The sequence below is a fragment of the Streptomyces sp. B21-083 genome, from assembly GCF_036898825.1.
Lineage (GTDB): Bacteria > Actinomycetota > Actinomycetes > Streptomycetales > Streptomycetaceae > Streptomyces.
Window position 1 is genome coordinate 3792029 of sequence record NZ_JARUND010000001.1, and the last position, 15624, is coordinate 3807652.

The 15624-nt window shown below is 69.2% G+C and carries 13 protein-coding genes and 1 other RNA gene; 3 read left to right on the forward strand and 11 right to left on the reverse strand.

The features are described from left to right. Nucleotides 1-15: 15 nt before the first annotated feature. The gene (locus QA861_RS16995) at nt 16-456 is read right to left on the reverse strand and encodes an ATP-binding protein (protein WP_334589165.1); all 441 of its coding nucleotides are present in this window, start codon (nt 454-456) and stop codon (nt 16-18) included. Nucleotides 457-686: 230 nt separating this feature from the next. Between QA861_RS16995 and QA861_RS17000 the strand changes: the two genes are divergently transcribed. Continuing rightward, nucleotides 687-1529, forward strand: a complete 843-nt coding sequence (locus tag QA861_RS17000) for a helix-turn-helix domain-containing protein (protein WP_334589167.1) — start codon at nt 687-689, stop codon at nt 1527-1529. Between the two features lie 8 nt (nt 1530-1537). After that, a complete protein-coding gene (locus QA861_RS17005) occupies nt 1538-1747 on the forward strand; it encodes a DUF397 domain-containing protein (protein WP_334589168.1) in 210 nt (69 codons plus the stop codon). Nucleotides 1748-1840: 93 nt separating this feature from the next. Here the strand turns inward: QA861_RS17005 and QA861_RS17010 are convergent, their stop codons facing one another. From QA861_RS17010 to ftsE, 7 genes are all read right to left on the reverse strand, one after another. Further along, nucleotides 1841-2584 carry an immunity protein CdiI family protein gene (locus QA861_RS17010; protein ID WP_334589169.1) on the reverse strand — a complete coding sequence of 248 codons (744 nt, stop codon included), beginning with the start codon at nt 2582-2584 and terminating at the stop codon, nt 1841-1843. Beyond that, entirely contained in the window at nt 2581-7041 is a 4461-nt protein-coding gene (locus tag QA861_RS17015; RefSeq protein WP_443041494.1) for an RICIN domain-containing protein, read from the reverse strand. The genes QA861_RS17010 and QA861_RS17015 overlap by 4 nt, the downstream gene beginning before the upstream one ends. A 271-nt stretch (nt 7042-7312) precedes the next feature. Beyond that, nucleotides 7313-7712: a transfer-messenger RNA gene (gene ssrA, locus QA861_RS17020) on the reverse strand. Between the two features lie 104 nt (nt 7713-7816). Continuing rightward, on the reverse strand, nt 7817-8299 hold the full coding sequence (smpB, locus tag QA861_RS17025; protein WP_334589171.1) for an SsrA-binding protein SmpB: 483 nt from the start codon (nt 8297-8299) through the stop codon (nt 7817-7819). Between the two features lie 106 nt (nt 8300-8405). Next, nucleotides 8406-9584, reverse strand: coding sequence for a S41 family peptidase (locus QA861_RS17030; RefSeq protein ID WP_334589172.1), 1179 nt, complete (start codon nt 9582-9584; stop codon nt 8406-8408). 67 nt (nt 9585-9651) lie between these two features. Beyond that, nucleotides 9652-10572: a permease-like cell division protein FtsX gene (gene ftsX, locus QA861_RS17035; RefSeq protein ID WP_006375987.1), complete on the reverse strand. Its 921-nt coding sequence runs from the start codon at nt 10570-10572 to the stop codon at nt 9652-9654. A gap of 86 nt (nt 10573-10658) precedes the next feature. Then, nucleotides 10659-11348 (reverse strand): cell division ATP-binding protein FtsE, encoded by a 690-nt coding sequence (gene ftsE, locus QA861_RS17040; RefSeq protein WP_044472073.1) that lies wholly within the window; start codon nt 11346-11348, stop codon nt 10659-10661. Nucleotides 11349-11622: 274 nt separating this feature from the next. Between ftsE and QA861_RS17045 the strand changes: the two genes are divergently transcribed. Next, nucleotides 11623-11814, forward strand: coding sequence for a hypothetical protein (locus QA861_RS17045; protein WP_334589173.1), 192 nt, complete (start codon nt 11623-11625; stop codon nt 11812-11814). A gap of 153 nt (nt 11815-11967) precedes the next feature. Here QA861_RS17045 and QA861_RS17050 read toward each other — a convergent pair whose 3' ends face one another. From QA861_RS17050 to QA861_RS17060, 3 genes are all read right to left on the reverse strand, one after another. Further along, entirely contained in the window at nt 11968-12600 is a 633-nt protein-coding gene (locus QA861_RS17050; RefSeq protein ID WP_334589174.1) for a hypothetical protein, read from the reverse strand. 312 nt (nt 12601-12912) lie between these two features. Further along, nucleotides 12913-14019, reverse strand: coding sequence for a peptide chain release factor 2 (gene prfB, locus QA861_RS17055; protein WP_334589175.1), 1107 nt, complete (start codon nt 14017-14019; stop codon nt 12913-12915). A gap of 200 nt (nt 14020-14219) precedes the next feature. Then, a complete protein-coding gene (locus tag QA861_RS17060; RefSeq protein WP_334589176.1) occupies nt 14220-15509 on the reverse strand; it encodes a serine/threonine-protein kinase in 1290 nt (429 codons plus the stop codon). Nucleotides 15510-15624 lie beyond the last annotated feature (115 nt).

A 15624-nucleotide genomic window follows, 5' to 3' on the forward strand; every position in this document is an offset into this window, starting at 1 on the left:
GTTACGAAAAAACGTTCACGCCGCCGAGGTCAGCTCGCACCACACGAATTTGCCGCGATTCCCGAATCGGGACAGCGGCTGCCATCCCCACAGATCGGAACAGGCCCGCACCATTCCGAGCCCGCGCCCGTCCTCCGATTCGACGAGCTGCCCCAACTCCCGTGGCGGCTCCGGCGGCCGGGGATCCGCGTCCCAGGCTCCGATCCGCAGCACACCGGCCGACCAGCGGACGCGCAGAGCGGCGGGGCCCTTGGTGTGGCGTACGGCGTTGGACACCAGCTCGCTGGCGAGGAGTTCGGCGACGTCGACGAGGCCGATCAGTCCATGCATGGTGAGGATCAGGCGGAGGGTGCGGCGGCAGACGGTGACGGCTCGGGGGTCGTTGGGGATGTAGAGGGAGTACTCCCAGGACTCAGGATCGGACGTGAATTCGGGTTCGGCATCGATTTCGGGCATGCGTCAACTCCCGTTCGGTGGTGGGGGTTGCGGTCGGGCGGGTGGTGGCATGCCGCAGCCGTCGTGGCAGGACGGAGTGGTGCGCTTCCAGAGGCCCCAGCGTTCCGCAGGGTGTACGTTGCGTCACCGACAGTAGATCTAAATGTAGAGATACGGCAAGCCGGTCGCGTAATCTGACCCCGAACGGGTCGCGCCCTCAGGCGCGTTGAATCAAGGAGTGGTCGAGAGCTTTGAGGCGCGAACCAACGGCTCGCCAGGCGCGTCTGGCTACCGAGCTGCGCAGACTTCGTGAGGCGGCGGGCCTCAACTCCCGCCAGGCGGCAGCGCTGCTCGGAGTGAGCCCCGCGCAGATCACCCACATCGAGTCCGCACTCGCAGGGGTGAGCGAGCAACGACTCCGCCGCCTCGCATCCCACTACGCCTGCACGGACGAGGAGTTCATCAATGCCCTGGTTGCGATGGCCACGGACCGGACGCGGGGCTGGTGGGAGGAGTACCGGGGCCTGCTGCCGACACCGTTCCTGGACCTGTCCGAGTTGGATCACCACGCTCGGTTTCAGCGCAACGCAGGCTTCCTGTTCGTGCCGGGTCTCTTGCAGACGGCGGACTACGCCCGTGCCGTGTATTCGACCAGGGTCCCCGAACTCGCTGAAGACCAGATCGAGTTGCGTGTGCGCCACCGCATCGCGCGCCGCGTGATCATCGAGCGCACCTCGCCCGTCCCCTTCGACGCAGTGATCCATGAAGCGGCTCTACGCATCATGGTCAGCGACCGGGCCGCTGCCCGAGCCCAACTCACCCATATCCTGGAGCAGTCCGAAGCGAACCACGTCAGCGTACGAGTCATCCCCTTCGATCTGGAGTTCTCCACCGGCAGTAGTCCGATGACCTACGTGGGGGGCGGTGTACCCAAGCTGGATACCGTGATCCGCGACGCACCGCACGGTGCGCTCTACGTCGACTCCGAAACCGAACTCGCCACCTACCAGGCTCGCTTCGAGAAAACGAAGGCCATGTCACTCGAACGGGAACGATCGCGTGACTTCATCCACCGGCTGGCGAAGGAATTGTGAGGCACCTTATGACCGCCCCCGGCATGTGGCGGAAGTCGTCCTACTCTGGCGACGGCGAAGGTGACGACTGCGTAGAGATCGCCACCACCCCCACCCACACAGCCATCCGCGACTCCAAGGCCCCGACAGCCCGCACCCTCACCTTCCCGCCCTCCGCCTTCGCCCCCTTCCTCGGCGCCCTCAAGTCACCCCCCGCACAAGCCTCTTCCCTCCGCTGAAACACGGCGTGGCCGGTGAAGCGGAGGTTCATCGTTCCTCCCCGCCCCACCGGCCACACCCACCGCACGCCCTCACGTGGGCCGCACGTGCCGTCACACCTGACTGTCTCCCCTCCAGCTGACCGACGTCAGCGCGGCCAGACCACCATGGGCCACGCCCTTGTAGGTCACTGTCCGATCCGGGCCCACCTCGTGTGCGACACGTCTCGCCAGCTCCGCCCCTTCGCGGAACAGCCGCTCCCACACGTCGGCGTACTTGTCTTCCACCCGGTCCCGCAGGTCCAGGTTCACCGTGGTGTCGATGGCCCGCGCCCACTCGTACAGGTGGGTGACAAGGTCGTCGGACAAGGCAAGCGCTGCGGCAGGGTCATCCGGGAAGAAGTCCCCGAACCCCTCCGAGCGCAGTGGACCGAACTTGAACTCGCCCTCGACCGTGAGGTCGACCGGGTGCGGAGGCGTGCCGTGGCTGTCACGCTCCCAGTGGAACCGGTCGCACCCCCAGCACACCCACTTCGCCGAACCATGCCCCTCGTCCCAGAACCGCACCGACCACCCCGGCCCGAGTTGCTTGGCCAGCCGCTGGGCGAGCGCGAGTCCCCGCTTGACGTGCTCGCGCAGTTTCGGGCGGGCGGCGAAACCCTCCGAAGGACGGGCCGACGACCAGGAACGCAACGCCTCCGCCAGCTCCCCGGGGAGAAGCAGCCGCTCGTCGTCCAGCGGGACGGAACGGGTGAAGGCGCCGAGGTCGTCGTAGGCCCAGGGATCCTCCGTCTCGTACAGCGGAGACGGTTCACCCCGTCCCTGCACCAGCAGGTGCTGCGGTTCTTCGAAGGTCATGCGATGTTCGCTCCGATCACGAATCCGTTGTCGCCCACGCTAACGGCCACGCGCTGGACCTTGCCGTTGAAGGTGACTTCGAGGATCGGCCTGCCCGCTCCCTGAGTACCGACCCTCGTGCCCTCGGTCAGGGCCTTCTGCACGAGGTTCGGGATGTCCTCCAACCGGACTCCCGCGTTCGCGAACTCTCCAGCGTGCCGGAACATGATGTGGGTCAGGCCCGCGTTGACGGTGCCCTTCTCGAGCCAGGCGATGGGCACACCGGGCTTGGCGTAGTTGATCACCCAGATCGTGTTCGCCCTGTCGATCTTGACGCCGGCGTCCTTGAGCTTGTCCAGCAGCTTGGCATCGAGGGCGCCCCGGGCGATCTTCGCCCGTTCCGCCACCGCGGTCGCCACACGCAGCCCCATGCCCGCCGCGCTGGTGGCATTGGCGACGTCGAGGGCGCCCTTCTCGCCGTAGATCTTCTTCAGGTCCGCGAGAATCTTGGCGGCGTTCTCACCGGTCTTGACGGCTTTTTCGACGCCCTCGGCGAGCTTGACCGCCTCCGCAAGCTTCGTGAACATCGACGACGGCACGACGAGCGCGGCAGCCCAGGCGCAGCTGGACTTGTCGCCGTGGCGGCACTTGGCGACGTCACCCAGCACGATCTCGTAGAGGATCGCACCGGCCTTCTCACCGAAGAGTGCCTGCCAGCCGATCCGAGTGATGTCCCCGAAGCTGAAGTGGTGGGTCCACTTCTGGTCCTGGTCCTCGAGCAACTTCGTGTCGAGGTATACCCAGTCCGCCTTGGGACAGCCCGTCTCGGTGGCGGGGACATCGGGGTTGGCGCAGTAGTAGTAGCTGACCGTGAGGTTGAGGTGCAGCTGCCACGTCACCGTGCAGCCCTGGGGCACGTAGTCGCACTTGTTGAGCTGCTCGGCCGGTGCCGCGTCGGTCATCTTGTCGATGACCGAGAAGACACCCTCGATTCCGGAGCCGGCGCCCGAGGCGACCTGCTCGTTCGCCTCCTTGCGCTCCGACGAGTCCGCCGCCTCCTGCGCCGAGTCCGCGTACTTCTGCGCGTCCTTCGCCGCCTCCTCCGCGAGGGTCGCCTCGGCGTCCGCCCGGGTGGCCGCCGCGCGGGCGTCCGTCGCCGCCTGCTCGGCCTCCGAGGCCGCCTGGCGGGCCGCTGCCGCGTCCAGGGCCGCCTGGTCGGCGGAGGCGCGGGCGTCCTTGGCGTAGCCCTCGGCCCGGCCCGCCGCCTTGTCGGCCGCTGCCGCTTCCTGCGTGGCCTGCTGGTCGTACTCGATGGTGCGGGCCAGTGACTTCTGGGCCTCGGCGGCGTACGTCGACGCCTCCGCCGAGTAACCCAGCGCCTCCGTGGCCGACTTGCGGGCCTGCGCCGCGAACCCGGCGGCCTCGCCGGCCAGCACCAGGGCCGCCTTCGCGTCACCCGTCGCCGCGTTCGCGGTGCTCTGCGCCTGCGTCGCGACCTGCGCCGCGTTCGCCGCGTGCGCCTCGGCCACCGCCACCTGCTGCTCGGCGATCGTCTTCGTCGACTGACCGGTCAGGACCGCGAGTCCCGCCGCCGAGTCCGTCGTGACGTACGGCGAACCGAGCTGGATCGCGTCGTTCGCCGGTGCGGCCACCTGCTGCGCCGAGTTACGGGCGTCCTCCGCCGCCTGCGCGGTGGCGTACGCGTGACCGACGGCCTCCGCCGCACCCGCGACCGCCTTGACGGCCTCGGCCCTGGCCACGTCGGCGTGCGCCTTCGCCTCCAGCGCGTGCTTCTCGGCCTCGTCGGCCAGCTTGACCGCGGCACTGGCCGCCTGGGCGGCCACCTGCGAGGCCTTGATGGCGTCGGCCGCCGAGGCCGTCGCCGTACGGACCGCCGCGTCGGCCTTCAGCTTGGCCGCGTTCGCCGCGTCCGAGGCGGCACGGGCCCGCTTGGCGGCGGCCTCGGCGCGCGTCGCCGCCGCGTCGGCGTCGGCCGCCGCTTGCGTCGCCGCGTTCGCCTCGCCACGGGCCGACGCCGCCGCCGACTCCGCGTCCGTCGCGGCAGCATCAGCCGCGTCGGCCGCGGACCGCGACGCCGTCGCCTGGTCGTCGGCGTCGTGCGCCTGGGCGTACGCCTCCTTCGCGTCGGCCTTCGCCCGCGCCGTGTCGGCCCGGCTCTCGGCGTCCCAGGCGTCGTCCCGCTTGCCCTTGGCGTTGTCCCGCGCCGTCTCCGCGTCCTGTCGACGCTCACGCGCCGTCGTCTCGGAGGCCTCGGCACGGCCCTTCGCGTTGTTGGCCTCCGTCGCGTATCCCTCGGCGTTCTGCCGGTGCTGCGCGGCCTCGGCCTGCTTCTGCGCGGCGGTCTCCTTCTCCGCCTTCGCCGTCAGCTCCTCCTTCTCCGCGTTCAGCCGCTGCGCGTGCGCCTCGGCAGCCGCCGCCTTCGCGTCCGCCTCCGCCGCCTGCGTCTCGACGAGCTTCGCCTTGGCCAGGTCCCGGGCCGTCTTCGCGGCCTGCGCCTGTACGGCGGCGGCGTCGGCGGCGGCCTTCGCCTGCTCCCTTGCCTGCTGCGCGGCGGCCGTACGGAACGCCGCCTTCGACGCGGCGGTCTGCGTCACCGCGCGCGCGGCGATCGTCGCGCTGTCCCCGGCGGCGGCACGGGTGGCCGCGTCAGCGGTCTCACCGGCCTTCACCAGCGCGTCCAGCGCGGCCGACGAAGCCTTCGTGACCTGCGCCTTCTGCAGACCGACCAGCAGACCGCGGCCTCTGGGGGCACCGGCCTGGTCGGCGATCGCGTACGCCGCCTGCTGAGCCGTGTCCGTCGCCGTGGCCGACTTCTTCGCGGCAGCCGCCTGCGCCTTGATCACCGCGAGCTGGTTGGCCGACGCCGCCCGGGCGGTGGCGATGCTCGCCGTCACCTTGGTGAACTGGGCCGTCGTCGGGTAGTCCAGGTCGTCGGTGCCCTGGTGTCCGGACGGGCTGAAGTCGAACTTCTGCGGGACGGTGCCCGCGCAGTCCCACATCCGGCCGTCGCGGCTGTTGGCGTACGACGCGAGGTCGAGGCAGTTGCCGGTGCCCGGGTTGAACAGCCGCGTGGTGGCGTGGGTGTCGTACGCCCACTTCTGCGCGGCGTTCTTGTCGCTGCACGTCCCGATCTGGACGGCGGTCCCGTTGGCGGTACCGGCGCCCTTCACCTCCAGGCACTTGCCGGAGTTGACGTTGACGAGCGTGTCGCCGCTGATCTGCCACTTCTGCCCGGCGCCGCCGTTGCAGGTGTAGATCTGCACGATCGAGCCGTTGGTCTTGCCCGCGCCCGCGACTTCGAGGCACTTGTCGGCGGCGCCGTTCGCGTGGATGACCATCGGGCTGGTGCCGATCCAGCCGGGACCACCGGCGGACCAGTAACTCTGCCAGCGGGTCAGGTGATCGGCGATCCAGGACTGGCCCAGCATCTCGCCGAGCGCCTTCGAACCGGTCGCGAGCGCCTTCACCGCGTCACGGTTGGCGGTCAGGATCTGGTTGCGCGGCGCGGCCTGTGCGGCGATCTCCTGCTGCCACTCCGCCGACGCCGCGGCGACCTGCTTGCCGAGCACCTTGTTCGGGTCGACCGGCCCGCGCCAACCGCACGCCGCGAACCGTGTCTTCAGGTCCTCGACGGCGAGCCGGTACTCGACGGTGCCCGGTTCGGCCGCCGTACGCGGGAAGCCGCCCGACGCCAGGAAGAGACGGGCGTTGTCCGAACCCGTCGGCTCCAGGCTCCAGTTGACCAGGTTGTCCCACGCCTGGTGCTCCTCGTAGGCCTGGTTCCAGTTCGGATCCGAGCCGGACGGGCTCGCGCCGTAGAGCGGGGTACCGAGGTTCTTGACGGCCGTCACCGTGGCCGCGTCGGCCGGCGGGGTCGGATCCTCGTACAGATCGCCCTCGGACTTCCAGAACTGCTCCCAGATCCACTGGGAGATACCCGTCTGCTGGAAGAAGTCCTTCTCCGTGCCGCCGGGCAGCCCCGGCGGGTCCTGGAAGTCGGCGACGCTCTTGAACCCGCCCGGCGTGGGCAGCCCCGTCACCGGTTTCTTCCACACGTCGAGGCGGTCGTGGAGGGCGGTGCCCTCCTTGTCCGCGGCGGCCCTGTCCTGCTGGAACGCCGTCGCCAGCGGAGTGCTGGTCCAGTACTCCCGGTTCGCCGCCGTGTGCAGCTTGTCCGGGGTCTGGTTGAGCGCGTCCTGCGCGGTGGTGAACATGCCCGGGCCGCCGAGCCGCAGCGCGTCGGCCATCAGGCACTGGTCCTGGCGCAGTTGCTGCGCGGCGGCGGCGTCGAATCCGTCGTAGCTGTCGGTGGCGGCGGCCACGGGCGCGGCGTCGTCGGCGTACCGGGCGGCGAGCTCGGGCCGGGCGACGACCGCGCTCAGGACGGCTATGGAGAGAACGACCGGAACCACACGCGCGAAGCGTGTCGTCGATCTTCGCAACAACAAAGAGAACATCCCCCTCGTGAACACATGCAGGCAGGGGTCACCTGTCCTGCCCGTCCGAAGAGGCAGACCTGGCGGCGGTTCCCCCCGTGCGCAGTCTGATGTGCGCGATGGCGAACGGGTCGGGTCCGCCTGGCGCGCGGGATCACCATAGACATGTCACACGCGCCACACAAGGCACAAACGTATGACGACGCGCAGGCTCACCAGGGAATCGGGGGGAAACACCTGGGGCCCCGCCGCTCGAAAGCGACGGGGCCCCAGGTACTGCATAACATGGGAATTGTGGAGATGGCGGGAATCGAACCCGCGTCCAACGGTGCGGAATCAGGGCTTCTCCGTGTGCAGTTCGCTGTGCTTTTCTCGGCCCCGGCAATCACGCGAACAAGTCGCCGACGGGCCCAGTCACTGTTAGATTTCCCTCTTCACCCCGTGACCGGGATCAAGGTTTAGTCCCCTAGCTGATGCCAGGATCCGGGTCGGGAACACTCCCGGGCTGACACTCCCATTAATGCGGAGAACGCTCGTCGCTACCCTAAATCAGGCGGCGAGAGAGAACTGCGCGGAAGAATCGCTGTTTGAATTGGCGATTATTTTTTTCGGCCTGTGGTTTACGAGATCATGGCCGCTTCCTCGACACGCTTCACCTGCTTCGACAGCCGCTGTCGAAACCGATCATCCCCATGTTGTTTTTTCAAGCCCTCCGAGGAGGGAGGCGCACCCTCGGTGAGGTGCAGTCACCATCGTACGTGACCGACGCGCACCGATGCCACCGAATATCCCGTCGCTACCCGTGCTGCTGCTTGCGCCGCACCGCCGAGACCGCCCGGTCCGTCTCACGCCGGTCCTGCTTCTCCCGCAGTGTCTGTCGCTTGTCGTACTCCTTCTTGCCTCGCGCCAGCGCGATCTCGATCTTCGCCCGGCCGTCCTTGAAGTACAGGGCGAGGGGCACGATCGCGTGGCCCGACTCCTGCGACTTCGACTCCAGCTTCTCGATCTCCGCGCGGTGCAGCAGCAGCTTCCGCTTGCGCCGGGCGCTGTGGTTGGTCCAGGTGCCCTGGCTGTACTCCGGCACGTGCACGTTGTGCAGCCACGCCTCGTGCCCGTCGAGCTGCACGAAGCCGTCGACGAGCGAGGCCCGCCCCTGACGCAGCGACTTCACCTCGGTACCGGTGAGGACCAGACCGGCCTCGTAGGTGTCGATGATGGCGTAGTCGTGGCGCGCCTTCTTGTTCTGGGCGACCAGCTTGCGCCCTGTTTCCTTAGCCATAGTGCGGCCATTTTCGCACTATGAGGGTGCTGAAAGGAAAGTCGATTACCGGGAGACCACGGAGGACTGCGGGAGACCACGGAGGACCACGGCGGACTGCGGGGGACTACGAGGGATCGCCCAGCCCGCTGAGTACCGTCTCCGCCTGTTCCAGTGCTCCCCGGTCGGCGTCGAGGTCGGGCGTGAGGCCCACGCCGTCGACGCCGCGCCCCGAAGGAGTGCGGTAGTGGCCGACGGTCAGCTCGGCGACGGAGCCGTCGGGCAGCCGGCTCGGCATCTGCACCGAGCCCTTGCCGAAGGTCCTGGAGCCCACGACGACCGCCCGGCCACGGTCCTGGAGCGCGCCGGTGAGCAGCTCGGCCGCGCTCATCGTGCCGCCGTCGACCAGCGCGACCAGCGGCCGGGTGGTGTCGCCGCCCGGTTCGGCGTGCAGGGCGCGCTGCTCGCCGTTGACGTCGTACGTGGCGACGAGGCCGCCGTCGAGGAAGGCGGAGGCGGCGGTGACGGCCTCGGTGACCAGCCCGCCGGAGTTGCCTCGCAGGTCGAGAATGATCCCGGCGCCGGCCGGGGCGTCCCGTACCGCGCCGCGCACCACCTCACCGACACCCTTGGTGAAGGCGGCGACCCGGATGACGGTGACCCTGCTCTCGGCGACCTGCCGGACGGTCGCGGAGTCCGTGGAGAGCCGCGCCCGGCGTACGGTCTCGCTCCACGCGCGCGTGCCGCGCTCCAGCCCGAGCCGGACGGTCGTACCGGCGGCGGCGTCCTGCGCGTCACCGCGCAGTAAGGAGACGACCTCGGTGACCGGCTGCCCGTCGACCGCGCGGCCGTCCACGCTCCGCAACCGGTCTCCGCTACGGATCCCGGCGCCGTCCGCGGGCGACCCGGACCGCACCCTGGTGACCTCGATACGGCCGTCCCGCTCGCGCCGCGCCCACAGTCCGACGCCCGTGTACCGGCCGTCGAGGGCTTCCTCGAACTCCTCGTACTCCCCCGGGGAGTACACCGCTCCCCAGCGGTCCCCGCTGCGGCTTACGGCGCGCTCGGCGGCCTCCATGGGGGACTTGCCGTCGGCCATGGCCGCGGCGGCAGCCTCGGCGACGTCCTCGTGGCTCCCTGCGGGGGTGGTGGAGCGGGCCCTGTCCGGGAGGGCGGTCTCGCGCTCGGCCGGATCGGGGAACGAGCCGGTGGCCGCGCCGGCGACCAGGACACTGGCGAAGAGCAACGTCAGAGCCGCCCCGCGGCCCGCTCGGCGGGGCTGTGTGAACAGTGCTCGGCCCGACATGCCGGTGAGTCTAGGACAAGCCGAAGGGCCGTACGGTCGGATGTCCGAACGGCCCCCTTGGCATGCGTCACACCTTCAGGTACTTGCGCAACGCGAAGAAAGCGGCCAACGCGGGCATCAGCAGACTCGTCGCGAGGATGAGCGGAAGCTTGGTGAGTACGGCGTCCCAGCCGATGAAGGTGATCAGGTTCAGCTTCTCGGACAGGGCCAGCCCGTGATCGATGATGAAGTACCGCCCGACCAGCAGGAAGGCACAGGCGACACCGCCACCGATCAGCCCGGCGACGGCGGCCTCCATGATGAACGGCGCCTGGATGTAGAACCCGGAGGCACCGACGAGGCGCATGATCCCGGTCTCACGCCGACGGCTGAACGCGGACACACGCACCGTGTTGACGATCAGCATCAGCGCGACGACGAGCATCAGGGCCATCACCGCGCGGGCGGCCCAGTTCATGCCGTTGAGCAACCCGAAGAGGTTGTCGAGGATGCCCTTCTGGTCCTGCACGGACTGCACACCGTCACGCCCGTCGAAGGCGGTCGCGATGACCTGGTACTTCTCCGGGTCCTTGAGCTTGATCCGGTACGACTCCTGCATCTGGTCCGGGGTGAGCGAACTGGCCAGCGGGGAGTCGCCGAACTGCTCCTTGTAGTGCTTGTAGGCCTCGTCCGCGGACTCGTACGTGACCTTCTCCACGACGGAGTCCATCTTCTCCAGATCGCCGAGGATCTGCTTCTTCTGGTCGCTGGTCACCGCGCCCTTGGCACAGTTCGGGTCGGACTCGGCGTCGCTCTTGTTGCAGAGGAACACCGAGACGTTGACCTTGTCGTACCAGTAGCCCTTCATCGTGCTGACCTGGTCACTCATCAGGAGCGACCCGCCGAACAGGGCGAGCGACAGGGCGACGGAGACGATGACGGCGAAGGTCATCGTCAGATTGCGACGGAGACCGACACCGATCTCCGACAGTACGAACTGGGCGCGCATGGCGAGCTCAAGCCTTTCCGGGAACTCCGAGGACCGTCGACGTCACTGACCACCAGTGATCGCCAGTGACCGACCGACATTGACCGTCAGTGCTGGTAGCCGTAGACGCCGCGCGCCTGGTCGCGGACGAGACGGCCCTTCTCCAGCTCGATGACGCGCTTGCGCATCTGGTCGACGATGTTCTGGTCGTGCGTCGCCATCACCACGGTCGTGCCCGTCCGGTTGATCCGGTCGAGCAGCTTCATGATGCCGACGGAGGTCTGCGGGTCGAGGTTGCCGGTCGGTTCGTCGGCGATCAGCAGCTTGGGCCGGTTCACGAAGGCCCGCGCGATGGCGACACGCTGCTGCTCACCGCCGGACAGCTCACCGGGCATCCGCTCCTCCTTGCCGCCGAGGCCGACGAGGTCGAGCACCTGGGGCACGGACTTGCGGATCTCGCCCTTCGACTTGCCGATGACCTCCTGCGCGAAGGCGACGTTCTCGGCGACCGTCTTGTTCGGCAGCAGCCGGAAGTCCTGGAACACGGTCCCCAGCTGGCGCCGCATCTGCGGCACCTTCCAGTTGGAGAGGCGCGCGAGGTCCTTGCCCAGGACGTGCACCTGACCGTGGCTGGCGCGCTCCTCGCGGAGGATCAGCCTCAGGAAGGTGGACTTTCCGGAGCCGGAGGACCCGACGAGGAAGACGAACTCACCCTTCTCGACCTCCAGGGTGACATCCCGGAGGGCGGGGTGATTCTGCTTGGGGTAGACCTTGGAGACGCTGTCGAATCGGATCACGGATACACCACGGACCATCGGGGGCAGGTGACCGTGACCATACGCGAACCGGGGACGCGAGCGCAGGCGCGGGAGTGCTTTGCGCAAGGGTTGTGCCCATTTATGACGGTCGGCAGCGGCCCGGGGTCCTCGACTGACCCGTGTGAGCGCTGGGCAGGATAAGGCGAACCGCGCCGAAATCCGTGGAACCTGGCACAGTGGAGCGTGGAGTGGGGAACGGTCGCGTTCCCGAAAGCGTTGTGTAAGTGGAAGCGGCGCAAGGAGGGCAAGGCGCATGACGTACGACCGATTGGTGTGCGCGAACTGCGCGGCGCCCGTGAGTGAGGGACGCTGTCCCGTCTGCCGGGCCAACCGCGAGCGGCTGCAACAGGAGGGCCCGTTCGCCGGACTGAACCCGATGGCGCTGATCGCGCTGCTCGCGGTGCTGATAGCGGCACTGGCACTGGTGGCTCACCAGACGGCATAGGCCGAACAGCGCGGGCGCGACGGCACGGCGAGACGCCGGCGAACCGTCACTGGACACAGGAGTCACATGACACACGAAGGGCCCGGAGCGACGAAGCTCCGGGCCCTTCGTGCGTACGCAGGGCGTACGTACCACCGGGTACGGCGGGTGCTACTAGGCCGCTGCGCCGCCACGGCCACCCACGAGACGCGGGAGGACGCGGAAGGCGATACCGCCGGCGATCATCGTGGCGGCACCGATGATCAGGAAGGTCGTCTCGGCGGCACCGGTCTCGGCGAGCTCGGCGCCCGAACCCTGGGCCGCGGTCTCCGAGCCCGTGTCGGTGAGGGCCGAGGAGCCCTCCTCCTGGACGGAGGTGTTCGAGCCGCCGCCGTCGGGGTTGGTGTTGCTGTTTCCACCGCCGTTGCCGTCGCCGGTGCCCGTGCCGCCGCCGTCCGTCGGGTCGTCGGACGGGGTGTCGGTCGGGGTGTCGGTCGGGTCCTCGTCGGTCGGCTCGCTCGGCTCGGTGGAGGGCTCATCCGGCTCCGAGGGCTCCGGGGCGGCCGTGGTCGGGTCCGGGTCGGGCAGGGTGGGCTCCGGAGCCGACGGGGTGGGGTCCGGCTCGGTCGGAAGACTGCTCGGGTCGGGCGCGGTCGGGGTCGGGTCCGGGCTCGGCGTGCCGGCGCAGATCGCGAGCAGGTCGCACTCGTCCGCGGAGGCTATGCCGGCGGCGGTGAACGACGCGCCGGCGGCGATGACCGCTCCGGCCGCGATCCGCGCGACCCGTATCCGCGTCTTGTTCGTCATATGGCTGGTACCCCCAGTAGCTGAATTCGTCATTGGAGCTGCGCTCGGGGCCGTGATCGACAGGGGCGGCAGAGAGCGCCCCCGGTTCACATGCGCCCCAGAGATACGCATGCCGAGCTTTACCTTTTCGATTTTCCAAGAGCACGTCAAGGTCGTTGCGCGCGCAATGTCCCCTTGCTCCTCGCTTGCCGCACATCGGACCCTGTGAGTGTGATGTAAAACCCAGACATCCTCAGACACAGAGCAACCGCCGTCCGGTGGGCGGCGGTTGCTTTGTCGACAAGGAGCTCTTCGGGCGGGTCCTGCGGAGTGCTACTTCTCCTGCTGCTTGCGCCAGCGAATTCCGGCTTCGAGGAATCCGTCGATCTCACCGTTGAACACGGCCTCGGGGTTGCCGACTTCGAACTCCGTACGCAGGTCCTTGACCATCTGGTACGGGTGCAGGACGTACGAACGCATCTGGTTGCCCCAGGAGTTGCCGCCGTCTCCCTTGAGGGCGTTCATCTTGGCCTGCTCCTCCTGACGGCGGCGCTCCAGCAGCTTGGCCTGGAGCACGTTCATCGCGCTGGCCTTGTTCTGGATCTGCGAGCGCTCGTTCTGGCAGGAGACGACGATGCCGGTGGGGAGGTGGGTCAGGCGGACCGCGGAGTCGGTGGTGTTGACGCCCTGGCCGCCGGGGCCGGAGGAGCGGTACACGTCGACGCGCAGCTCGGACTCGTCGATCTCGATGTGGTCGGTCTGCTCGACGACCGGCAGGATCTCCACACCGGCGAACGAGGTCTGGCGACGGCCCTGGTTGTCGAAGGGCGAGATCCGGACGAGCCGGTGGGTGCCCTGTTCGACGGAGAGCGTGCCGTAGGCGTACGGCACGTTGACGGCGAAGGTGGTCGACTTGATGCCGGCCTCTTCGGCGTACGACGTCTCGTAGATCTCGGTCTTGTAGCCCTTCTGCTCCGCCCACCGCAGGTACATGCGCTGCAGCTTCTCGGCGAAGTCGGCGGCGTCCACGCCACCGGCCTCCGCGCGGATGTTGACGAGGGCCTCACGGGCGTCGTACTCGCCGGAGAGGAGGGTACGGACCTCCATCTCGTCGAGGGCCTTCCTCACGGAGGTGAGCTCGGACTCCGCCTCGGCGCGGGTGTCCGGGTCGTCCTCCTCCTCGGCCATCTCGAAGAGCACGCTCAGATCGTCGATCCGTCCGCGCAGCGTTTCGGCCTTCCTCACCTCCGCCTGGAGGTGAGAGAGCTTGCTGGTGATCTTCTGCGCTTCCTCCGGGTCGTCCCACAGGGACGGCGCTGCCGCCTGCTCCTCGAGCACGACGACATCTGCCCTCAACTTGTCGAGGTCCAGGACGGCCTCGATCGACTCCATGGTCGAGGAGAGGGACTTGAGCTCTTCGGATACATCGACGACTGCCACGACACCAGCGTAACGGCTCCGCCGGAGCGGCAGACTTTCGGCGCCGGGTCCGGGAGGGGACGGGGTTCCCGGGGGTTTCCCGCCCACCCACCGGTGCACCACCCCTGACCAGCGCAGGCCCGCACTCTCAGCCCGTCCGGCGATTGGGGACAAGGCCCGTTCAGGGCCGGAGCGGGGGTCTGAGGGCGGAGCCCCCAGGGTCAAGGTGAGGCCGGTGCGGAGCTGTTCGTGTCCTGGGGCGTCGCCCCCGCGTCGTCACCCGACACGGCCACCCACGTACCGACCCCCACCACCGCCACCAGCACCACCGCGGCCGTCCCCAACGTCACCCTGCGCCGCCGCGCCGAAGCCCGGTGCCGCGCGGAGCCGGGCCGCGGGGCGCCCGCCGGACGCGGCACGCGGGCCGTGCCCAGCGCCCCGCCCGCCAGCTCGTCCGGCCCCGGCACCCGCATCGACGTGTGCGTGTCCCGGTTGGAGTCCGGCTTGGCGCCTCGCACCAGAGGCACCGCACCCCGCCGCACCCGCTCCCCCGCCGGCACGGTCGCCTCGTCGTACGCCTCGTCCCGCGAACCCTGCCCGGAGCCATGGCCTTGACCCGGGCTCGGACCCTGGCCGGACTCCTCCCCGTCCTCCGAGTCCGGCTCGTCCACGTCCAGCGGCGGCATCCCCACCAGCAACGGCAACTGCTCCCGCAGCCGGGCCCCCAGCTCGGACGCCCGCAGCCGCGACGCCGGTGCCTTCGCCAGGCACTGCACGAGCAGCTGCCACAGTTCCTCGGGGATCCCCGGAAGGGGGACCACCGTCTCCGTGACATGCCGGCGCAGGACCGCGCCGGGGTGGCCGCCGCCGAAGGGCGTGAAACCGGCCAGCAGTTCGTACAGAACCGTCGCGAGCGCGTAGATGTCGACGGCCGCGCGCGGAGGCAGGCCCTCGACGATCTCCGGCGCCAGATAGTCCGGCGTACCGATGATCTTCGTGGCCCGGGTACGCCGCGGTGAGTCGATGAGTTTCGCGACGCCGAAGTCCGTCAGAAGGGCGGGGTGCGAGCCGCCGGGGCCCAGAGGGCCCTGCATGTCCAGCAGCACGTTCTCCGGCTTCACGTCGCGGTGCACGACCCCGGCGGCGTGTGCGGCGGCCAGGCCGTCCGCGATGTCGGCCACTATCGCGACCGCGGCCTCGGGGGCGAGCCGGCGCTCGCGGTCGAGCCGGGTGCGCAGGTCCGTACCCCGCACCAGGTCCATGACGAGCGCGAGGTCGTTGCCGTCGACCACCAGGTCCCGTACGGACACGATGTTCGGGTGTTCGAGGCCGAGCAACGCGGTCCGCTCCTGCACGAAGCGTCCGACGAGCTCTTGGTCCGACGCCAGGTCCTCGCGCAACAGCTTGACGGCGACGGGCCCCTCGGGACCCTCACCCAGCCACACCGTGCCGGCGCTGCCCCGCCCCAGGATCTGGTTGGCGGTGTACCGGCTGCCGATCTTCCGTGCCAAGACTGCTCCTACAGACGCGTATTGCCTACGCTGCGCCGATCCAGGGCACTCTCCCCGGACCCCCAGCCGACAGACCTCGACCTCAGCCGATAAAACTACGCGTCCGGAGCCCTAA